The sequence below is a fragment of the Paracoccus sp. NFXS7 genome (assembly GCF_040148865.1).
Classification (GTDB): Bacteria; Pseudomonadota; Alphaproteobacteria; order Rhodobacterales; family Rhodobacteraceae; genus Paracoccus; species Paracoccus marcusii.
This window is the reverse complement of the sequence record NZ_JAKEKV010000001.1, coordinates 270,836-292,398: the sequence shown is the minus strand read 5'-3', so window position 1 is coordinate 292,398 and position 21,563 is coordinate 270,836. Positions and strand designations below refer to the sequence as shown.

Sequence of the window (21,563 nt, the reverse complement as noted above, 5' to 3'; positions counted from 1 at the left end):
GGCGCACGGATGCGCCCCTGCCGGATCACGCCGCGATGTCGAAGCGGTCGGCGTTCATCACCTTGACCCAGGCGGCGACGAAATCACGGACGAACTTCTCGGCGTTGTCGTCCTGGGCATAGACCTCGGCATAGCTGCGCAGGATCGAGTTCGAGCCCACGGTCACGTCCACGCGCGACGCCTGCCAGCGGACGGCGTCGGTCTTGCGGTCGCGGATCTCATAGACCTCGGCGTCGCCTTGGGCCTTGGTCCAGCGGTTGGCCATGTCCGTCAGGTTGACGAAGAAGTCCTGCGTCAGCGCGCCTTCGCGGTCGGTCAGCACGCCCAGCTTGGACCCGCCATGGTTGGCGCCGATCACCCGCAGCCCGCCCAGAAGGACGGTCATCTCGGCCGCGGTCAGGCCCAGCAGCTGCGCACGATCCAGCAGCAGTTCCTCGGCGTTGACGGCGAAATCGGCCTTCAGCCAGTTGCGGAACCCGTCATGCACCGGCTCCAGCGCGTCGAAGGATGCCGCGTCGGTCTGCTCTTCGGTCGCGTCGCCGCGGCCGGGGGCAAAGGGCACGGTGATCGCGTGCCCTGCCGCCTGCGCGGCCTTCTCGATGCCGACATTGCCGGCCAGCACGATGACATCGGCCAATGGCACGCCGGCCTCGTCGGCGATGGGCTGCAGGACGGACAGGACGCGGGCCAGGCGCGCGGGTTCGTTGCCGGCCCAGTCCTTCTGCGGGGCCAGACGGATGCGGGCGCCGTTGGCACCGCCGCGCAGGTCGGACCCGCGGAAGGTCCGCGCGCTGTCCCAGGCCGTCGCCACCATATCGGCCACGGTCAGGTCGGTCGCCGCGATCCGCGCCTTGAGGCCTTCGACGTCGTAATCGGTCCGGCCGGCGGGAACCGGGTCCTGCCAGATCAGGTCCTCGGACGGCACGTCGGGCCCGACATAGCGTGCCTTGGGACCCATGTCGCGGTGGGTCAGCTTGAACCAGGCGCGGGCGAAGGCGTCGTCGAAGCTGGCCGGATCGGCGATGAACTTCTCGCAGATGGCGCGATAGACGGGGTCCACCTTCATCGCCATGTCCGCGTCGGTCATGATCGGCATGGTCCGGATCGACGGATCCTCGACATCGGCGGGCATGTCCTCGGGCTTGATGTCCACGGGCTCCCACTGCCAGGCGCCTGCGGGCGACTTGCGCAGCTCCCACTCATGGCCGAACAGCATGTCGAAATAGCCCATGTCCCACTTGGTGGGGTTGCTGGTCCAGGCGCCCTCGATGCCGCTGACCATCTGGTCGCGGCCGATGCCGCGGCGGCCTTCCTGCGCGTTCCAGCCCAGGCCCTGCTCGTGCAGCGCCGCGCCTTCTGGCTCGGCCCCCATGTTCTCGGCCCGGCCGTTGCCGTGGCTCTTGCCGATGGTGTGGCCGCCGGCGGTCAGGGCGACGGTCTCCTCGTCGTTCATGGCCATCCGGGCAAAGGTCTCGCGGATGTGCTGGGCGGTGGCCGCCGGGTCGGGCTGACCGTTCACGCCCTCGGGGTTCACGTAGATCAGGCCCATCTGCACGGCGGCCAGCGGGTTCTCCATCGTGTCGGGCTTGGTCACGTCCGCATAGCGGCTTTCAGATCCCTCCAGGAACTCCTTCTCGGCGCCCCAGTAGATGTCCTTCTCGGGATGCCAGATGTCCTCGCGGCCAAAGGCAAAGCCGAAGGTCTTCAGGCCTGCCTGCTCATAGGCGATGGTCCCGGCCAGCACGATCAGGTCGGCCCAGCTGATCTTGTTGCCGTACTTTTTCTTGATCGGCCACAGCAGGCGGCGACCCTTGTCGGTGTTGTTGTTGTCGGGCCAGCTGTTCAGCGGCGCGAAACGCTGGTTGCCAGTGCCCGCACCGCCCCGACCGTCGCCAAGGCGATAGGACCCCGCCGCGTGCCAGGTGACGCGCGCGAACATGCCGACATAGCTGCCCCAGTCGGCGGGCCACCACTCCTGGCTGTCGGTCATCAGGGCGCGGATGTCGTTCTTCAGCGCCTCGACGTCCAGCGACTTCAGCTGTTCGCGATAGTTGAAATCGGGGCCAAGCGGGTTCGTCTTTCGGTCATGCTGGTGCAGGATGTCGAAGTTCAGCGCACTGGGCCACCAGTCGGTGTTCGACGCTGCGGTCGAGGTATGGCTGCCATGCATCACCGGGCATTTGCCGGCGCTGTTCATCGGGTTGCCGTCCATCATCATCTCCATCTTGCGGGCCATGCGGGCGGTCCGGCGGCATTCCGCGGACCGGTCGCATCGCGGGCGATTCGTCATTGCCAGACAGTAGCTTGGTCAACGCATCAGGTAAATTTCGATTAACTGATCGACACCGTCAGGAATGCTGATGGGGCTGGCCCGGTCCCGTGTCATCATGATAGGCAAATGACCTGACAGATCAGCCAAGGGCACCCATGACCCATCACACCCTTTTCGGACGGGCGACATCGTGACGCCCGCCGCCCGCATCAGCGCCGCCATCACCGTTCTGGACCAGATCCTTGCCGGCAGCCCCGCGGAACAGGCGCTGTTGCGCTGGTCGCGTGCCAGTCGCTTTGCGGGGTCGGGCGACCGGGCCGCCCTGCGCGATCTGGTCTTCGGTGCCCTGCGGCAGCGAGACAGTCTTGCCGCCTTGGGCGGGGGTCTGACGGGGCGGGGGCTGATGATCGGCCATGTCCGCCAATCCGGTCCGTCGCTGGACGCGATCTTTACCGGAGAAGGCCACGCACCGTCACCCCTGACGGAGGCCGAGGCCGCCGTGGTTCCCCCCGACCCGCTGCCCGACGACCTGCCCGACTGGTTGCGCCCGGCCTGGCGGCAGGCCCTGGGCGATCAGGCCGATGCCGTGGCGCTGGCCATGACGCAGCGTGCGCCGGTCTGGCTGCGCGTGAACGGGTCGCGCGCGACGCCCGAGCAGGCGGCGGCGGTGCTGGCCGCCGACGGGATCACGGTCGAGGCCGCGCCCCAGCTTACATCGGCCCTGCGGGTCGTGTCGGGCGACCGCCTAATCGCGCGGTCCAGCGCCTATCTGGACGGCCTGGTCGAGCTGCAGGACCTGTCGCCACAGATGGCCTGCGCGCGGCTGCCATTGGCTCCCGGCCTGCGGGTCGTGGACTATTGCGCGGGGGGCGGCGGCAAGGCGCTGGCCCTGGCCGCGCGGCAGCCTGGCATGCAGGTGTCCGCCCATGACGTGGCCCCGGCCCGCATGGCCGATCTGCCCGCCCGTGCCGCCCGCGCGGGGGCCAAGGTCCAGATCCAGACGCAGCCGCGCGGGACATTCGACTTGGTGGTCGCCGACGTTCCCTGTTCAGGATCGGGGACATGGCGGCGGACGCCCGACGCGAAATGGCGTCTGACCGCGGCGCAGTTGAGCGACCTCGTGGCGCTGCAGGCCCGCATCCTGGATCAGGTGGCGGCACTGGTCGCGCCCGGCGGTCTGCTGGCCTACATGACCTGTTCCGTTCTTGAGGCCGAGAACGGCGATCAGGTGGACGCGTTCCTGTCGCGCCATCCCGGTTTCCGGCGCATCGACCAGCAGGCATGGACACCCCTGACCGGGGGCGACGGGTTCTTTCTGGCCCAGCTGCGACAGGGTTAACGCAAATTTAAGCAAAGCCACGTTACCCTGCGCAGGATCGGACGGAACAAGGGACGATTCGCGATGGCGCATCTTGACGAACAGGCGGGCCTGCCGCGCGGGGCGCTAGCGGCGCTGCCGCTGCTGCTGGCGCCGATGGTGCTGGGGGCGGCCGTGCTGATGGCGCGACCGGGCGCCGCGACCGGGACGGCGGCCGTGCTTGCCTCGACGGTCGCGGTGGCGTGGTACCTGCTGGGGGGCGCGGTCGCCGTGGGCCATCTGGCGCGCGGACTATCGGCCCGCAAGGCCCTGCGCGCCATCAGGGGAGAGGTGGCGACCGCCGCCGACCCGATCTGGATGTGCGATGCCCGCGGCCAGGTGCTGTTCCAGAACGAGGCCGCCCGGACCGAGTTCGAGGACCTGACCGGTCGCCCGGTCCTGTCGCTGATCGCGCGCCTGCGGGCCGATGCCGAAGGGCAGCTGGCCGACCTGACCGCCCGTGCGCTGCGGGTGGGCAATGCCGATCTGGAACTGGCCGAGGGAGAGATCCTGTCGCTGTCCTGCCTGCCCGACGCGCCGCTGCAGATCTGGTCGCTGCACCGCGCCGGGGTCCAGCCTGACGGGTTCGAACTGGCCCTGGCGATGGAGGAGGACCAGCCCCCCGCCGATGATTTCGACGCCATTCCCGTCGCGCTGCTGCGTCTGGCGACCGACGGCCGCATCTGCCGCGCCAACGCCGCGGCCCGTCATCTGCTGGACGGCATGCTGGCGGACGAGGGCCAGAATTTGGCCGAACTGCTGGAAGGGCCGGGACGCCCGCTGGCGGACTGGCTTTCCGACATGTGCGCCGGGCGCGCCACCAACGGAACGGAAATGCTGCGCCTGCGCCACCCCGACAGCCGCCAGGGAGAGATGCGCGACCGCTATTTCCAGCTGTCGCTGGCGCGCGATCCGGCCGAAGCTGGCCGCATGATCGCCGTGCTGACCGATGCCAGCGCCCTCAAGACGCTGGAGGCCCAGTTCGTGCAAAGCCAGAAGATGCAGGCCATCGGCCAGCTGGCGGGCGGCGTCGCGCATGATTTCAACAACCTGCTGACCGCGATCAGCGGGCATTGCGACCTGCTGATGCTCAAGCGCGACAAGGGCGATCCGGATTATGCCGACCTGGACCAGATCAGCCAGAACGCCAACCGCGCTGCGGCGCTGGTCGGACAGCTGCTGGCGTTCTCGCGCAAGCAGACGCTGCGGCTGGAGACGCTGGACCTGCGCGACACGCTGGCCGACCTGACCCACCTGCTGAACCGGCTGGTGGGGGAACGGGTGGGCCTGACCATCACCTACGATCCGGCGCTGCGCGCCATCCGCGCCGACAAGCGGCAACTGGAGCAGGTCATCATGAACCTCGTCGTCAACGCCCGCGATGCCATGCCGCAAGGCGGCGACATCACCGTGCGCACCGAAAACCTTCACCTGTCCGAGGCGATGACCCGTGACCAGGTCACGCTGCCCAAGGGCGACTATGTCCGCATCATCGTGCGCGACCACGGCTGCGGCATCGCGCCGGATCATCTTGGCAAGATCTTCGAGCCGTTCTTCACCACCAAGCGCACGGGCGAGGGGACGGGACTGGGCCTGTCGACGGCCTATGGCATCGTCAAGCAGACCGGCGGCTTCATCTTCTGTGACAGCGTGCTGAGCGAAGGGACGACCTTCTCGCTCTATTTCCCGGCCCATGCCCGCGCCCAGATCGCGGCGGTTCCCGCCGCGCGTTCGGCCCCCCGGCCCACCCCGCAGCTGCAGACCGGCCCCAAGGCGACCGTGCTGCTGGTCGAGGACGAGGCGCCGGTCCGCGCGTTTGCCGCGCGTGCCCTGAAGCTGAAGGGGTATGACGTCCTTGAGGCCGGATCGGGAGAGGCCGCGCTGAGCCTTCTGGAGGGGCGCGACGGTCCGGTCGACATTTTCGTCACCGATGTCGTGATGCCCGGCATGGACGGCCCCACCTGGGTCCGCGAGGGGCGGCGGATGCTGCCTTCCGCCAAGGTCATCTTCATGTCCGGATATACCGAGGACATTTTTGTGGACGGACAGGTGCCCATTGCAGACGCATCGTTCCTGGCCAAGCCGTTCACGCTGACCGAGCTGACGCAGATGGTCGAGATGCAGCTGACGCGCCCCTCGGGCAGCGACCGGCTGCACTGACGCGCGGATCAGCCGCGGCTGTGCAAGGACGCGTAGACGTCCAGGTCGCGGGCCATCGCGTGGCGCAGCTGCGCCTCGGCCGGTGCGGGCAGATGGACGTCGACACTGGGCGGCACGTTGATGCGCGGCAGCTCGATCGCGCAATCAAGTCGCGTCTCCAGGAAATCCACGAAGCTGGCGATGTCCTCATAGCGGAAGATGCAGTCGACGCGATGATCGCCGTCCGTCAGGAAGGCGCTCTGGCTGCCGATTTCGGGATGCTGGCCTGCGGCGTAACGCGTTGCGAAATCGGAAAAGCTGATGCCGTCCATGGCATGGCGCGGATCGTCGTGATCGTCGCGCAGCTTGAAGCGGTACCAGCTGCGCAGCCAGTCCACCGGCTCTCTCATCAGGGCGACCGTGGTGAAATCCGCACCGGTCTGCGCGGAAAGCCAGGGGCCGACGAAACGGCGATAGGTGGCGATATCGGTGTGCTTGAGCGCGTCCGGTCGCAGCAGCGACGCAGAGGCCAGCGACTCGAGCGCAACCTCGATCGCCGTCGAGCCGGCCTTGGGCGTGGCGAGAAACACCAGTCTCTGGTCCCAGAATATCAGCATGCCTGTCGTCCGATCATGGTGTTTCAGATGCACGGAGGCGTTGGATAGCGGGCCTGCCAAAGGCTGTAAACGCTTTGTTAACCCTGTCCGCGCGATGCTGGCGCAGACGAATCGACAATCGTCCACAACATCCTTGAAAACCGGTTAAGGATGACGCATCTAGTGGTGAACAAGACAAGAACATCCGGTCGGTCGAATTGATTGCCCCGCCCGGAGGGCTGTGAAATAACGTGGGGATCACATGGCACAGGCGAGCATCTTCGACATGACGGACAAACGCGCGGCGGACAAGCAGAAGGCGCTGGACAGCGCCCTGGCCCAGATCGAACGGCAGTTCGGCAAGGGCTCGATCATGAAGCTGGGCAAGGACAATCCCGTGGCCGAGATCGAGTCGACATCGACCGGGTCGCTGGGCCTGGACATCGCGTTGGGCATCGGCGGCCTGCCCAAGGGCCGGATTATCGAGATCTTCGGGCCCGAAAGTTCTGGCAAGACCACGCTGACCCTGCATGTCGTTGCCGAGGAGCAGAAGAAGGGCGGCGTCTGCGCCTTTGTCGATGCGGAACACGCGCTGGACCCGCTTTACGCGCGCAAGCTGGGCGTGAATCTGGACGAACTGCTGATCAGCCAGCCCGACACGGGCGAGCAGGCGCTGGAGATCGTGGACACGCTGGTGCGGTCGGGCGCGGTCAGCCTGGTCGTGGTCGACTCGGTCGCGGCGCTGACGCCCAAGTCCGAGATCGAGGGCGACATGGGCGACATGCAGATGGGCAGCCAGGCCCGCCTGATGAGCCAGGCCATGCGCAAGCTGACCGCCAGCATCGGGCGTTCGAACTGTATGGTGATCTTCATCAACCAGATCCGCATGAAGATCGGCGTGATGTTCGGCAACCCCGAGACCACAACCGGCGGCAACGCGCTGAAGTTCTATGCCTCGGTTCGTCTGGACATCCGCCGCACCGGCGCGGTCAAGGACCGCGACGAGGTCGTGGGCAACGCCACCCGCGTCAAGGTGGTCAAGAACAAGGTCGCGCCCCCCTTCCGGCAGGTCGAGTTCGACATCATGTACGGAGAGGGCATCAGCAAGGTCGGCGAACTGATCGACCTTGGCGTCAAGGCCGGCGTGGTCGAGAAGTCGGGCGCCTGGTACTCCTATGGTGACGAGCGCATCGGCCAGGGCCGCGAGAACGCCAAGCAGTTCCTGCGCGACCGCCCCGAGGTGGCCTTTGCCATCGAAGACAAGATCCGCGCCAGTCATGGCCTGGAATTCGGCGTCGGCGAAGGGTCGGACAGCGGCGACGACGACTCGCTGACCGAATAAGGTCGCTGCCATCACGACGACGGGCGCGGGGGAGACCCTGCGCCTTTTCGCATGCCGGTTGCTGGACAGGGCAGCGGCCGGGCGATAGACCATCGGCAGCCCGGCTTGGCCGGAGACACTTTTGCGATGAAGGCCCGCCATGCCCAGTCTGAATGACATCCGCTCGACTTTCCTTGGCTATTTCGAAAGGAACGGCCACCGGGTCGTGGACAGCAGCCCGCTGGTCCCGCGCAACGACCCCACGCTGATGTTCGCCAATTCCGGCATGGTGCAGTTCAAGAACCTGTTCACCGGGGTCGAGACGCGCGACTACAATCGCGCCACCAGCGCGCAGAAATGCGTTCGTGCCGGCGGCAAGCACAACGACCTGGACAATGTGGGCTATACGGCGCGGCACCACACGTTCTTCGAGATGCTGGGCAATTTCAGCTTCGGCGACTATTTCAAGGACCAGGCGATCGCGCATGCCTGGGAGTTGCTGACCCGCGATTTCGCGATCCCCAAGGATCGCCTTCTGGTCACGGTCTATCACACCGACGATGAGGCCGTTCAGATCTGGAAGAAGGTCGCGGGCCTGTCCGACGACCGCATCATCCGTATCCCGACGTCGGACAATTTCTGGCAGATGGGCCCGACCGGTCCCTGCGGCCCCTGCACCGAGATCTTCTTCGACCATGGCGACAAGATCCCGGGCGGCCCTCCGGGCAGCCCGGACGAGGATGGCGACCGCTTCATCGAGATCTGGAACCTGGTCTTCATGCAGAACGAGCAGTTCGAGGACGGCTCGATGCGCGCGTTGGACATGCAGTCCATCGACACCGGCATGGGGCTGGAGCGGATCGGCGCGCTGCTGCAGGGCAAGCACGACAACTATGACACCGACCTGATGCGGTCGCTGATCGAGGCCTCGGCCCATGCGACCAGCGCGGATCCCGACGGGCCGGGCAAGGTGCATCACCGGGTAATCGCGGATCACCTGCGGTCGACCAGCTTCCTGATTGCGGACGGGGTGATGCCGTCGAACGAGGGCCGCGGTTACGTGCTGCGCCGGATCATGCGCCGCGCGATGCGCCACGCGCACATGCTGGGCGCGCAGGACCCTGTCATGCACAAGCTGGTGCCCGCATTGGTGCGCCAGATGGGCGCGGCCTATCCGGAGCTGACACGCGCGCAGGCGATGATCGAGGAGACCCTGCGGTCCGAGGAGACGCGGTTCCGCCAGACGCTGGACCGGGGTCTGCGCCTGCTGGACGACGAACTGGCGCGCCTGCCCGAAGGGGCCGACCTGCCGGGCGAGGCCGCGTTCAAGCTGTACGACACGTTCGGATTTCCGTTGGACCTGACACAGGACGCGCTGCGCGAAAAGGGCCGCGCGGTGCAGACCGAAGGGTTCGACGCGGCGATGGCCGAGCAGAAGCGCATGGCCCGTGCCGCATGGTCGGGTTCCGGAGAGGCCGCGGATGCGACCATCTGGTTCGAGCTGGCCGAAAAGCACGGCGCCACCGAGTTCCTGGGCTATGACACCGAGGAGGCCGAGGGCCAGATCACCGCGCTGGTGATCGACGGCGCCGACGCGGTCGAGGCGGGCGAGGGGGCCAAGGTCGCCATCGTGGTGAACCAGTCGCCCTTCTATGCCGAAAGCGGCGGGCAGGTCGGCGATCACGGCCTGATCCGCACCGACACGGGGGCGGCGCGCGTCACCGACACCAAGAAGGTTGCCGGCGTCTTTATCCATCAGGCCGAGGTCACGATGGGCACGATCAGCCGTGGCCAGGGGGCGCAGCTGTCGGTCGATCACGACCGCCGGTCGGCGATCCGCGCGAACCACTCGGCGACGCACCTGCTGCACGAGGCGCTGCGCGGGGCCCTTGGCGATCACGTCGCGCAGCGGGGCAGCCTGAACGCGCCGGACCGGCTGCGGTTCGACTTCAGCCACAACCATGCGGTCACGGCCGAGCAGCTTGCGGCGATCGAGGCCGAGGTGAACGGCTATGTGCGCCAGAACAGCCCGGTCGAGACCCGGATCATGACGCCTGACGATGCACGCGCCCTAGGGGCGCAGGCCCTGTTCGGCGAGAAATACGGCGACGAGGTTCGCGTCGTGTCGATGGGCGCGCAGCCCGGCAGCGGCAAGGGCGCCGACGGGGCGACCTATTCGCTGGAGCTGTGCGGCGGCACGCATGTCGCGCGGACCGGCGATATCGGAGCGTTCGTGCTGTTGGGCGACGCGGCCTCCAGCGCGGGTGTCCGGCGGATCGAGGCGCTGACCGGACAGGCGGCGCTGGCGCATCTGCGCGATGCGGACAGCCGCCTGGCCGAGATCGCGGGCATCCTCAAGGCTCAGTCCGCCGAGGTGGTGACCCGCGTCCGCGCGCTGGCCGACGAACGCAAGGCGCTGGCCAACGAGGTCGCGCAGCTGAAGCGGCAGCTGGCGATGGGCGGCGGTGACGAGGCCGAGGAGATCGCGGGCGTCAAGTTCATCGCCCGCAAGGTCGAGGGCGTGGGCGGCAAGGAACTGGGTGCGCTGGTCGACGAGATGAAGGCATCCCTTGGCAGCGGCGCCGTTCTGGTGCTGGCCGAGGATGGCGGCAAGGCCACCGTGGCCGCGGGCGTCACGCCTGATCTGACCGGTCGCATCAGTGCCGTGGCGCTGGTGCAGGCTGCGACCGCCGCACTGGGCGGCAAGGGTGGTGGCGGCCGCCCCGACCGGGCACAGGGTGGCGCGCCCTCTCTGGCGGCCGCGGAATCGGCGTTCCAGGACGCCCGCAAGATCATCGAGGACAGCAAATGACAGCGCTTTGGATTGCCCATGTGACCGTGACGGACCCGGACGCCTATGGCCTTTATGCCAAGGCGGCGGGCCCTGCGATCGCTGCCCATGGCGGTGTGTTTTTGGCCCGCGCCGGCCGCTATCACGTACTGGAGGGGGCGGACCGCGCCCGCCACGTGGTCGCGCGGTTCCCGTCGCTTGATGCGGCCGTTGCCTGTTATCACAGCACCGAGTACCAGGCGGCGCTTGCGCATGCCAAAGGGGCCAGCGAACGCGATCTTGTCATCGTGGAAGAGGCCGCACCCCCCACGGAATAGGTGAAACCTTCAGACTTTCGTGCTAGTCCTGTCACAAAAGAGACGTGAAGGGGCAGGGCATGTGTCGTTGGGCCGCCTATCTGGGCGCACCGATCTTTCTGGAGGATATCGTCAGCCGGCCAGCGCATTCGCTGATCCGGCAAAGCCAGGGTGCAATGCGGTGCCATACGCCGGTGAATGCCGACGGCTTCGGCATCGCGTGGTACGGCGAACGTCCCGAACCGGGGCTGTACCGCGATGTCATGCCGGCCTGGTCCGACCCGAACCTGCGCAGCCTTGTGGCGCAGGTGCGGTCCGGCCTGTTCATGGCGCATGTGCGGGCGTCGACGGGGACGGCGACCAGCCGCAACAACTGTCATCCCTTTGCCGTCGGTCGATGGAGCTTCATGCATAATGGCCAGTTCGGCGGCTATGACGCCTTCCGACGTCATGCCGACGTGCTGATCCCGGACGAATACTATCCCCACCGTAAGGGCGCGACCGACAGCGAGGCGCTGTTCCTGGTCGCCCTGGGATGCGGGCTGGACCAGAACCCCAAGGTTGCGATGGAACGGGCGCTTGGGCTGCTGGGCACATTGGCGCGTCAGCGCGGCTGCGCACCGCATGTCCGCGCCGCCTGCGCCCTGTCGGACGGAGAGCGGCTGTACGCTTTGCGCTACAGCAGCGACGACCAGGCGCCGTCGCTGTACCATCGGTGGTCGGAAAGCCGTCAGGGTTGGGCCGTCGTGTCCGAACCGCTGGAGAGTGACGAGGCGGACTGGACCGAGGTTCCCCCCGGCAGCTTCTGCACGTTCGAGCGTGGCCGGGTCGAGGTCGTGCCGTTCTGCCCCGAACCGCTCAGCGCGGCTGCCTGACCCTCACGGGCGGTCGGTCATCGCATCGGGGGCCGCGGGCGCGGCCTCGGGTGCCTCGGGCTGGGGCAGGCGGCGCAGTTCAGGATCGACGCTGTGCGGGCGGCGGAACACCAGCACATTATGATAGACCGTGGTGCGCCCGGTCAGGCCGCTGCGCTCCTCGCTTGGCAGGACATCGGCGCGCACGTATTCCCAGCCCTCGGCCGACATGCGGTTCAGCTCTGCCGTCAGCGACAGGGCATACCGGTCGGTCGGCGTCTTTGCCTCGCGGGCCTTCTCCGTCTTGGTCGGCGCGGGGATGACGGAATATTCAAAGCGCATGTCGGCGTCCTGTCGCGAGGGGGTAAGGGTCACAGAGCCAGTTTCCGGGCGACCATGTCGTTGACGGCGGCGGGGTTCGCCTTGCCGCCGGTGGCCTTCAGCACCTGGCCCACGAACCAGCCCGCCAGCTTGGGGTTGGCGCGTGCCTTTTCGACCTGGGCGGGGTTGTCGGCGATGATCTGGTCCACGGCGGCCTCGATCGCGCCAAGGTCGGTGACCTGCTTCATGCCGCGTTCCTCGACGATCCGGGCGGGGTCGCCGCCTTCGGTCCACAGGATCTCGAACAGGTCCTTGGCGATCTTTCCGGAAATCGCGTCCGATGCGATCAGGTCGATCACGCCGCCCAACTGCGCGGCGGACACCGGAGAGGTCGCGATGGTCAGACCTTCCTTGTTCAAGCGGCCGAACAGTTCGTTGATGACCCAGTTCGCGGCCATCTTCCCGTCGCGGCCCGATGCCACGGCCTCGAAGTAATCGGCGTTCTCGACTTCTGCGGTCAGCACGCCCGCATCGTATTCCGACAGGCCCATGCCCTGCACGAAGCGGGCCTTCTTCTCATCGGGCAGTTCGGGCATGGATGCCGCGATGTCGTCCACCCAAGCCTGCTCGATCTCCAGCGGCAGCAGGTCGGGGTCGGGGAAGTAGCGGTAATCATGCGCCTCCTCCTTCGACCGCATCGACCGCGTCTCTCCCTTGTCGGGATCATAGAGGCGCGTCTCCTGGACGATCTTTCCGCCATCCTCCAGGATCGCGATCTGGCGCCGGGCCTCATAGTCGATGGCCGCCTGGATGAAGCGCATTGAGTTCATGTTCTTGATCTCGCAGCGCGTGCCCAGATGGCCGAAATCGCCGGTCTTCTGGAACCGTTCGTAATCGCCGGGCTTGCAGACACTGACGTTGACGTCGGCGCGCAGGTTGCCGTTCTGCATGTTGCCGTCGCAGGTGCCCAGATAGCGCAGGATCTGGCGCAGCTTGACGACATAGGCGGCGGCCTCCTCGGGGCCGCGGATGTCGGGGCGGCTGACGATCTCCATCAGGGCGACGCCGGTGCGGTTCAAATCGACAAAGGACATGGTCGGGTCCATGTCGTGGATCGACTTGCCCGCGTCCTGTTCAAGGTGGATGCGCTCGACGCGGACGCGGCGGGCGACGCCGGGGGCCATGTCGACGATGATCTCTCCCTCGCCCACGATGGGGTGATACAACTGGCTGATTTGATAGCCCTGGGGCAGGTCGGGATAGAAATAGTTCTTGCGGTCAAATGCGCTGCGCAGGTTGATCTGGGCCTTCAGGCCAAGGCCGGTACGGACCGCCTGCGCCACGCAGAATTCGTTGATGACCGGCAGCATGCCCGGCATGGCCGCATCGACGAAGGCCACGTTGCTGTTGGGCTCGGACCCGAAACGGGTCGAGGCGCCGGAAAACAGCTTGGCGTTCGATGCGACCTGGGCGTGAACCTCCAGCCCAATCACCAGCTCCCAATCGCCTTGCGCGCCTTGGATCACTTTCGGCTGCGGGGCGGTGAAGGTCAGGTCAAGCATGGCGGGCCTCTTTGGCGGCAAACTGTCTGGCGGCGGTTTTAGGGCAAGGCCGCGGCATTGTCACGGCCCCGCCCGCCACTGCCGCGCGAATCATCATGGGCGCCGTGCAATGCGTAAAATTCGAATGAACGGCGGCGTTCGGCCATGGCCGTCGGCGGATTTCCGACCACGCGCCGTCCGCGCCGCGGCAGGTTCCCGCCGAGGCAAATCGTTCTTCTTGCAGCATATTCGACACACGCTATGGCAGAGGACGACGAAACCACCCTTTGAGGTAACCATGCGCGCCGCGCTTTCCCTTGCCGCCCTAGCCCTGGTGGCCGCCTGTTCCACGACCCCGTCGGGTCCGACCGACGCCCAGGTCGAGGCACAGGAGATGGCCCTGGCCCAGGTGCCCCCGATGCGGTGGGGAGAGCGCAATGGCTCTGACGAATGGACCCGCGCCACGATGGAGGCGCTTGACCGCGAAGGCGTGACGATGCTGTCCAGCGTCCCTCATGACATCGCGGAATTCTGCCCCAACTATCGCCAGCTTGCCCCCACCGGCCGCAAGGCGTTCTGGGCGGGGCTGCTGTCGGCCGTCGCGCGGCATGAAAGCACCTTCAACCCGCAGGCCGCCGGCGGCGGTGGCAAATGGATCGGCCTGATGCAGATCGCGCCGGCGACATGGCGCAACTATGACTGCACCGGCAATATCCGCAACGGCGCCGACAACATGGCCTGCGCGGTCAAGATCGCTGCGCAGCAGGTTGGACGCGACAACGCCGTCGCCCGTGACGACAACGGCTGGCGCGGCGTCGCGCGGGACTGGGCACCGATGCGCAGCAGCAAGAAGCGCGCGGACATCGCCGCCTGGACCTCCAGCCAAAGCTATTGCAGCGCGCAGGGCTGAGACCGGATCAAGTTGAGGAAAGGGGGCCGGATCGGGCCCCCTTTTTCATGTCAGCGCAGGGCCGACAGGATGCGCGCCCAGGACCGCGCGCCCTTGGCAAAGCTTTCCACGTCGTACTTTTCGTTCGGTGAATGGATGCGGTCGTCGTCGCGGGCAAATCCCACCAGCATCGAATCCATGCCCAGCAGCTCCTTGAAATCGCCCGCGATGGGGATCGACCCGCCGCCGCCGATATAGGCGGCCTCCTGGCCCCATTCCTGCGTCAGCGCATCCTTGGCCTGGCCGAACGCCGGATCGCTGATGTCCATGACGCTGGCGGGCCCGGCGCCGTGGTCGTGGAACTCCACCCGGCAATCGGCGGGAACGAAGCGGCGGACATGATCCTGGAACGCCTGGCGCACCGCCTGCGGGTCCTGGGTGCCCGTCAGGCGGAAGCTGACCTTGGCCCGCGCCGTCGCCGGCAGAACGGTCTTGAACCCCGCGCCGGCATAGCCGCCGGCGATGCCGTTGATCTCGGCCGTGGGCTGGTTCCAGACCATCTCCAACGCGGTGCGGCCCCGTTCGCCGATGGGTTGCGACAGTCCCACGCGCGACAGATAGTCGGCGGCGTCGAAATTCAGCGCCTGCCAGTCGCGCGCCAGCTCCGGCGACAGATCCGCCACGCCGTCATAGAAGCCGGGCAGGGTGACGCGACCCGTGTCGTCCTTCAGCGCCGCCAACGCCTGCGCCAGGATCATGATCGGGTTCGCCGCCAGCCCACCGAAGCTGCCGGAATGCAGGTCGCGATCGGCGGCGTGGATCACGACCTCCTGTCCCACCAGCCCGCGCAGTTGCGTGGTGATGGCGGGCCGCCCGTCGGCATAGCGCGCCGTGTCGCAGATCATCGCCAGATCGGCGCGCAGGCTGTCGGCATGTTCGATCAGGAACGGCCGTAGCGACGGAGAGCCGGACTCCTCCTCGCCCTCGAACAGCAGGATCAGGTCGGTGGGCAGGGCGCCATGCACGGCCTTCCAGGCCCGGAATGCCTCGACGAAGGTCATCAGCTGGCCCTTGTCGTCGGACGCGCCGCGGGCGCGGATCACCCGTCCCTGGGGCGTATCCTCGATCGCCGGTTCGAATGGCAGGCGGTCCCACAGGGACAGCGGATCCACCGGCTGCACGTCGTAATGGCCATAGAACAGCAGCGGGCGCGCATCGCCACGGGGGCTGCGGGCGCTGATCATCGGATGGCCGGGCGTGTCGTGGACCTGGGTGTCGAAGCCCAGGTCGCGCAGTTCCTGTGCCAGCCATTCGGCGGCGGTCCGCACATCGCCCGCATGCGCCGGATCGGTCGAGATGGACGGGATCTCCAGAAAACGCATCAGCCGTGCCAGCGCATCCTCCAACCCCTGGTCCAGATGCGTCAGGATGTCCTGCAGCCTTGCGTGTTCGCCCATGATTCCTACCTCTTGCGGTGTCGATTTCAGGTTTCTGCCTGCGCCTTTCGTCGAATTGCGACGTTTTCGGCCTGTTTTTTTCGCGCCTTGACCTCTATCAAGGCAGAAAGCGCGCGGTCGGAGAATGATCGCACCCAGCCAGCTATGCAAGGGATCGCCCGCCATGAAATATGATGTCGCCTTGGACAAGGCCCTTGCACGTCTGCACGAGGAAGGGCGCTATCGCACCTTCATCGACATCGAACGTGCGCAGGGCCGGTTCCCGCAGGCGGTCTGGAATCGCCCCGACGGCGAACGCCAGGAAATCACCGTGTGGTGCGGAAACGACTATCTGGGCATGGGTCAGCACCCGACCGTCCTGGCCGCGATGCACGAGGCGCTGGACGCCACCGGCGCGGGGTCCGGCGGCACGCGCAACATCAGCGGCACCACGGTCTATCACAAGCGCCTGGAATCCGAACTGGCGGACCTGCACGACAAGCAGGCGGCCCTGGTCTTCTCCAGCGCCTACATCGCGAATGACGCGACGCTGTCAACGCTGCCCAAGCTGTTTCCCGGCCTGATCATCTATTCGGACGAGCTGAACCACGCGTCCATGATCGAGGGGATCAAGCGCAATGGCGGCGCCAAGCGCATCTTCCGGCACAACGATCTGGCGCATCTGCGCGAGCTTCTGGCCGCGGACGACCCGGACGCGCCCAAGCTGATCGCCTTCGAATCCATCTATTCGATGGACGGCGATTTCGGCCCGATCGAGGGGTTCTGCGATCTGGCCGACGAATTCGGCGCGCTGACCTATCTGGACGAAGTCCATGCCGTCGGCATGTACGGCAAACGGGGCGGCGGCGTCGCGGAACGCGACGGGCTGTCGGACCGCATCGACATCATCAACGGCACCCTGGGCAAGGCGTTCGGCGTGTTCGGCGGCTATATCGCGGCCAGCGACAAGATGTGCGACGCGATCCGGTCCTATGCGCCGGGGTTCATCTTCACCACCTCTCTGCCACCGGCGGTTGCAGCGGGCGCCGCGGCGTCCATCGCGCTGCTGAAGACGGCCGAGGGACAGAAGCTGCGCGATGCGCAGCAGCTGCATGCCCGCATCCTGAAGATGCGCCTGAAATCGCTCGGCATGCCGATCATCGACCACGGCAGCCATATCGTGCCCGTCCATGTCGGTCATCCCGTGCATTGCAAGGCGCTGTCCGACATGCTGCTGCGCGATTACGGCATCTACGTGCAGCCGATCAACTTCCCCACGGTCCCGCGCGGGACCGAGCGACTGCGCTTTACCCCGTCGCCGGTGCACGATCCGAAGCAGATCGATCACCTGGTCCGGGCGATGGATGCACTGTGGTCGCACTGTGCCCTGAATCGCGCGGAATTGAGCGCGTAATGCAATCCACGGGTGAACTGCTCTCGCCTGCGTGATAACCTTTGGCTAAAGAAGCTTTGGTAGCCTTCGATTCGGAGGCAGCCTATAACAAGCGGATGAGGCATAGGCGATGAGCAGGCTGCGGGCACCTGACCCGGCAGAAGATTTCGTGCAAGTCGGGGATACGGCAGTGTTCCTGGACGACGACACGCGGTTGGGCGATCTGATGCGCGGAGAGCGGGCGACGTTGGGCAAGTCCCTTCTGGACGTCCAGCGCGAATTGCGCATCCGTGCCTCCTATGTCGCCGCGATCGAGAACTGCGACGTCTCGGCCTTTGACGCGCCCAGCTTCATCTCGGGCTATGTGCGCTCCTATGCGCGTTATCTGGGCATGGACCCCGACTGGGTCTTCCGGCGGTTCTGTCAGGAATCTGGCTTTCAGCCGACGCATGGCATGGCTCCTGCCGCTGCCGGGCCCAAGCCGGGCCGCCGTCCGTCCGACCCTGCCGAAGCGCTGGCCAATCCCCGCGCCTTGTTCATCCCTCAGGAACGCGGATTCCTGTCCGAGGTCGAGCCGCGGGCCGTCGGCGCGATCTTCGTGCTGATGGCACTGATCGGTGGGCTGGGCTATGGCGGATGGGCCGTCCTGCAGGAGGTCCAGCGCGTCACGCTGACCCCGGGTGACGATCTGCCCACGGTGGTCGCCGAACTGGACCCGACGCAGGGCGCGGGGCTGTCGGACCCTGCCATCGACGGCGGACAGGGCAGCGACATCGCGCTGAGCCTGCCCCAGCCCGAGGCGCTGGATCGCCTTTACCGTCCGCAGATCCTCGAGGCACCGGTCCTGACCGCGCGCGACGGGCCCATCGCGGCGATCGATCCCGGTCTGCTGGACAGTTCTGCCACGGTCGAGGATGTGATCGCCTCGGCGGGACAGGTCGCGCAGGTGCCGCTTCCCCAGAACGCACTGGCCCAGCAGGCCGGCGTGGCGCAGGTGCCGACCGGAACGCCCGGCGCCATCGGCGCCTTGCAGACCGCCCAGCCCGCCCAGCCCGCCGCCGTGGAAAGCGTCGTGCGCACGCTGGCCCCGGATGCGCCCCCGTTGGAGCTGATGGCGGCGCGTCCGGCTTGGGTGCGCGTGACATCGGCGGACGGCACGGTGCTGCTGGAAAAGATCATGGACGCGGGCGAACGCTTTGCGCTGCCGCCGCTGGAACAGCCGCCCGTTCTGCGGACCGGAAATTCGGGCGCGGTCTATTTCGCGGTCAGCGGCCAGACCTATGGCCCGGCGGCGCCCGGGGCGCAGGTCATCAGCGGGGTGGAACTGTCCCCCGCCAGCCTGACCGAGCGTTACGCACTGGCCGATCCCGCAGCCGACCCGGAACTGGCGCAGATGATCGCGGTGGCGCAGGTCGCGACGCCCGGCCAGACCGAAACCGAGTGAGACTCACAGGGCCGGAACCCCGGCCCGCCTAGCGCCAGGTGCGTTCCAGCAGGCCGATCCAGTTGTCGCAGGCGATCTTGCGGATCAGGTCGGGGCCGTAACCGGCATCGTCCATCGCCTTGATCAGAACGGGCAGCGCCGATGCATCGGGCAGATCCCGCGGCATCAGTGCGCCGTCGAAGTCTGACCCCAAAGCCACGCCATCCTCTCCCAGGATCTCCAGCAGGTGATCCAGATGCCGGATCATCATGCCTAAATCCTCCAACGGCTGGCGCCGCCCGTCAGGCCGCAGGAAGCTGGAGGCGAAGTTCAGTCCGACCAAGCCCTTGCTGTCCGCGATCTGGCGCAGCTGCCGGTCGGTCAGGTTGCGGCTGCTTTCGCTGAAGGCATGCACGGCGCTGTGGCTGGCGACGAGGGGCGCCTCCGACAGCCGTGCGACATCGTCGAAACCGGCCTGGTTCAGGTGCGACAGGTCCAGCATGATGCCAAGCGCGTTGCAATCCGCGACCAGGGCATGACCTTCGGGGGTCAGCGGGCCGCCCATGTCGGGGCTGGCGGGAAAGGCGAAGGGCACGCCCTCGCCGAACTGGGTGGGTCGCGACCAGACCGGCCCAAGCGAGCGCAGCCCCGCCGCGTGCCACAAATGCAACGCATCGCGGTCGCGGATCGCCTCGGCCCCCTCCATGTGCATGATCGCGGCGATCCGCCCGGCCGCGATGGTTGCGCGCAACCCTGCGGCGTCGCGCACGATGTCCAGGGTGCCGGTCCGCTCCAGCGCCAGCAATGCTGCCGCCTGTGCGAAAGCCTGGGGCAGGGCCACGTCGGACGCGATCTGGGCGGGCAGGGGCAGCTCGAAGGGCGGGTTCTCCATCGCGTCCATCGCATGGTCGTCGCCCAACCCTGCCGGTGTCGGTATCCAGATCGCGAAGAAACCGCCGACCATGCCGCCGGCCTGCATCCGGGGCAGGTCCAGATGGCCGGTGCCGTCGCCATGCAGCCAAAGCTGGTCGGCATCCGCGCCCGCCGCCACGACGCGCTGCAGGAAATCGTTGTGGCCGTCGAATACCGGGGTCATGGCTGGTCCTTGCTGTTTCGTCCCGCAGGATGCACATCGTGCAGCGCCCTGCAATGGCGCTTTGCGCGAACGGGCTTGGGGGTTACGCTGATGGCAGGACCATGCCCATGAAAGGCCAGCCCATGCCCCGCATCACGCCCGATTTCGACGGCCAGACCGTCATCACCACCTTCGAGGTGACCCCTGGTACCGCGCATGACGTGTTGGACCTGCTGACCGAGGCTTGGGCGCAGGTCATCAGCAGACAGCCCGGCTGCCTGGGCGGGGCGATCCATCTGAACGACGCGCAGACCCGCATCGCCACCTATTCGCAGTGGCGCGACCGCCGCGATTACCAAGCGATGCTGCGCGACCCCGAGATGCGTCGCCGGAACCGCGAGATCCACGGAATGTGCAAGTCGTTCGAGCCCGTGATGTACGAGGTTCAATCCGTGCATCCCTGATGCTGCACATGCAGAAACTTGGTGCAATCGGCCGCGTTGGACCCTAGGCTGGGCCAAACGCGGGGGATTGTCGCAATGTCAGGTCGGATCATCACGGTGGCTCAACAAAAGGGCGGATCGGGCAAGACGACGCTGGCCGTCAATCTGGCGGTCAGCCTGCATGCGCGGGGTCATTCCGTCGCCCTTATCGACACCGATCCGCAGGGCAGCCTGGGCCGCTGGTTCATGGAACGCATGTCCGCCGTGGGAGAGGACGAGGCAATGGATTTCTCGACCTCGTCGGCTTGGGGGGCCAGCTACGAATCGGAGAAGCTGAAGCGTCGGTTCGATTACGTCATCATCGACACGCCGCCCAAGATCGACAGCGACCTGCGCCCGGCGCTGCGTGTGGCGGATCTGGTGGTGGTGCCGGTGGCCACCAGCCATGTCGACCTGTGGGCGACCGAGGGGGTCTTGGATCTGGCGCGGCGCGACAAGGCGGATGTGCTGGTGGTCCTGAACCGCACCCGCCCCAACACGCGCCTGTCGGTCGAGGTGGCGCAGAAGGCGGTCGAGCTGGGCGCGCAGGTGGCCGACACGCAGGTCGCGAACCGCGTCGTCTATGCCGAGACCCTGGGACTGGGTCTGGGGGCGATCGAACGCCCCAAGGGTCCCGCAACGGCCGAGATGGCCGCGCTGACGGATGAGATTCTGGCCCGCATCGGCTGACCCGACCGGGCCAGCCGGTTCGATCAGATCAGCGGCACAGCCGTTCGGATTGCGCCGCGAAATTGCGGTAGCGGGCCCAGAAGGCGTTGTCCGCATCACGCTTTGACGTGCGGACCTCTTGGGCGCGATGCGGCTCGCGGAAGAACTGCGCCGCCTGGCGCTGGTCCGACCGGGACAGGGTCTGGTTCGCGACCTGCTGGATGCAGCCGCACAGCGGTGCGTTGCCGCGCGCGCGGTCCGACCGGACGCAGGCGCTGTCGATGGGTCCGGCCATGGCCAGGGGGGTCGTCATGACGATCGCGGCGGCCGCGATCACGAAACGGTTCAGCATGGGACTGTCTCCTCGAAATGCCTCGGACGGCCGCGCGCCGGTTGGTCCGGTTCTTGCCCGCATAGGCCGATCAGGCGATCCTAGCATCAAGCGGCCCGCCGCTCAATCGCGGCGAACCCGGTGATCGGGGTCATGTGGCAGGCAGCGGGTGGGGGGTGAAGCCCGCGGCGGTCAGGGCGGATTGCGCGGTGGCGGGATCCAGCCCCTCGACGGTGACGCGCTTTTCGGGCAGATCGACGGTTGCGCGGCCGCCAGCCCCGGCGACGGCGGCCTCGATCGCGGCCTTGCAGTGGTCGCAGCTCATGTCGGGGACGGAATAGATCATCGGGCGCTCCTGTGCTGGGTCGTTCGATCCT

The 21,563-nt window shown here is 67.1% G+C and carries 19 protein-coding genes; 11 read left to right on the top strand and 8 right to left on the bottom strand.

The window, feature by feature from the left end:
- Positions 1-25 precede the first annotated feature (25 nt).
- On the bottom strand, positions 26-2,212 hold the full coding sequence (gene katG / locus LZ686_RS01475; protein ID WP_349547113.1) for a catalase/peroxidase HPI: 2,187 nt from the start codon (positions 2,210-2,212) through the stop codon (positions 26-28).
- A 250-nt stretch (positions 2,213-2,462) separates the two neighbouring features.
- On the opposite strand from katG, the gene LZ686_RS01470 reads away from it, so the two are divergent.
- The gene (locus LZ686_RS01470; RefSeq protein WP_349546779.1) at positions 2,463-3,611 is read left to right on the top strand and encodes an RsmB/NOP family class I SAM-dependent RNA methyltransferase; all 1,149 of its coding nucleotides are present in this window, start codon (positions 2,463-2,465) and stop codon (positions 3,609-3,611) included.
- A gap of 63 nt (positions 3,612-3,674) precedes the next feature.
- Positions 3,675-5,789, top strand: coding sequence for an ATP-binding protein (locus LZ686_RS01465; protein WP_349546778.1), 2,115 nt, complete (start codon positions 3,675-3,677; stop codon positions 5,787-5,789).
- An 8-nt stretch (positions 5,790-5,797) separates the two neighbouring features.
- Here the strand turns inward: LZ686_RS01465 and LZ686_RS01460 are convergent, their stop codons facing one another.
- Positions 5,798-6,385, bottom strand: coding sequence for a hypothetical protein (locus LZ686_RS01460; RefSeq protein WP_349546777.1), 588 nt, complete (start codon positions 6,383-6,385; stop codon positions 5,798-5,800).
- Between the two features lie 241 nt (positions 6,386-6,626).
- On the opposite strand from LZ686_RS01460, the gene recA reads away from it, so the two are divergent.
- From recA to LZ686_RS01440, 4 genes are all read left to right on the top strand, one after another.
- Positions 6,627-7,706: a recombinase RecA gene (gene recA / locus LZ686_RS01455; RefSeq protein WP_349546776.1), complete on the top strand. Its 1,080-nt coding sequence runs from the start codon at positions 6,627-6,629 to the stop codon at positions 7,704-7,706.
- A gap of 139 nt (positions 7,707-7,845) precedes the next feature.
- The gene (alaS, locus tag LZ686_RS01450) at positions 7,846-10,497 is read left to right on the top strand and encodes an alanine--tRNA ligase (RefSeq protein WP_349546775.1); all 2,652 of its coding nucleotides are present in this window, start codon (positions 7,846-7,848) and stop codon (positions 10,495-10,497) included.
- On the top strand, positions 10,494-10,793 hold the full coding sequence (locus LZ686_RS01445) for a DUF1330 domain-containing protein (protein WP_045981229.1): 300 nt from the start codon (positions 10,494-10,496) through the stop codon (positions 10,791-10,793). Before alaS ends, LZ686_RS01445 begins: the two co-directional genes overlap by 4 nt.
- A gap of 59 nt (positions 10,794-10,852) precedes the next feature.
- A complete protein-coding gene (locus tag LZ686_RS01440; RefSeq protein WP_045981228.1) occupies positions 10,853-11,647 on the top strand; it encodes a class II glutamine amidotransferase in 795 nt (264 codons plus the stop codon).
- 3 nt (positions 11,648-11,650) lie between these two features.
- On the opposite strand, the gene LZ686_RS01435 is transcribed toward LZ686_RS01440, so the two are convergent.
- Both LZ686_RS01435 and gatB read right to left on the bottom strand, forming a co-directional pair.
- Positions 11,651-11,968, bottom strand: a complete 318-nt coding sequence (locus LZ686_RS01435) for a DUF4177 domain-containing protein (RefSeq protein ID WP_252926404.1) — start codon at positions 11,966-11,968, stop codon at positions 11,651-11,653.
- Positions 11,969-11,997: 29 nt separating this feature from the next.
- Entirely contained in the window at positions 11,998-13,509 is a 1,512-nt protein-coding gene (gatB, locus tag LZ686_RS01430; RefSeq protein WP_349546774.1) for an Asp-tRNA(Asn)/Glu-tRNA(Gln) amidotransferase subunit GatB, read from the bottom strand.
- Between the two features lie 277 nt (positions 13,510-13,786).
- On the opposite strand from gatB, the gene LZ686_RS01425 reads away from it, so the two are divergent.
- Positions 13,787-14,398 carry a transglycosylase SLT domain-containing protein gene (locus LZ686_RS01425; protein ID WP_045981225.1) on the top strand — a complete coding sequence of 204 codons (612 nt, stop codon included), beginning with the start codon at positions 13,787-13,789 and terminating at the stop codon, positions 14,396-14,398.
- A 50-nt stretch (positions 14,399-14,448) separates the two neighbouring features.
- Here the strand turns inward: LZ686_RS01425 and LZ686_RS01420 are convergent, their stop codons facing one another.
- The gene (locus tag LZ686_RS01420; protein WP_349546773.1) at positions 14,449-15,834 is read right to left on the bottom strand and encodes a M20/M25/M40 family metallo-hydrolase; all 1,386 of its coding nucleotides are present in this window, start codon (positions 15,832-15,834) and stop codon (positions 14,449-14,451) included.
- A 163-nt stretch (positions 15,835-15,997) separates the two neighbouring features.
- Between LZ686_RS01420 and hemA the strand changes: the two genes are divergently transcribed.
- On the top strand, positions 15,998-17,227 hold the full coding sequence (gene hemA, locus LZ686_RS01415; RefSeq protein WP_045999074.1) for a 5-aminolevulinate synthase: 1,230 nt from the start codon (positions 15,998-16,000) through the stop codon (positions 17,225-17,227).
- Positions 17,228-17,432: 205 nt separating this feature from the next.
- Positions 17,433-18,650 (top strand): helix-turn-helix domain-containing protein, encoded by a 1,218-nt coding sequence (locus tag LZ686_RS01410; protein WP_502921986.1) that lies wholly within the window; start codon positions 17,433-17,435, stop codon positions 18,648-18,650.
- A gap of 28 nt (positions 18,651-18,678) precedes the next feature.
- Here the strand turns inward: LZ686_RS01410 and LZ686_RS01405 are convergent, their stop codons facing one another.
- Entirely contained in the window at positions 18,679-19,725 is a 1,047-nt protein-coding gene (locus tag LZ686_RS01405) for a dipeptidase (RefSeq protein ID WP_349546771.1), read from the bottom strand.
- Between the two features lie 122 nt (positions 19,726-19,847).
- Between LZ686_RS01405 and LZ686_RS01400 the strand changes: the two genes are divergently transcribed.
- Complete coding sequence (locus LZ686_RS01400) at positions 19,848-20,168, top strand: antibiotic biosynthesis monooxygenase family protein (protein WP_045981336.1); 321 nt, start codon at positions 19,848-19,850, stop codon at positions 20,166-20,168.
- A gap of 75 nt (positions 20,169-20,243) precedes the next feature.
- Entirely contained in the window at positions 20,244-20,876 is a 633-nt protein-coding gene (parA, locus tag LZ686_RS01395; RefSeq protein WP_349546769.1) for a ParA family partition ATPase, read from the top strand.
- A gap of 28 nt (positions 20,877-20,904) precedes the next feature.
- Here the strand turns inward: parA and LZ686_RS01390 are convergent, their stop codons facing one another.
- Together LZ686_RS01390 and LZ686_RS01385 are read right to left on the bottom strand one after the other, a co-directional pair.
- Positions 20,905-21,207, bottom strand: coding sequence for a hypothetical protein (locus LZ686_RS01390; protein WP_052714596.1), 303 nt, complete (start codon positions 21,205-21,207; stop codon positions 20,905-20,907).
- A 130-nt stretch (positions 21,208-21,337) separates the two neighbouring features.
- Entirely contained in the window at positions 21,338-21,532 is a 195-nt protein-coding gene (locus LZ686_RS01385; protein ID WP_045999077.1) for a cation transporter, read from the bottom strand.
- Between the last annotated feature and the right edge of the window lie 31 nt (positions 21,533-21,563).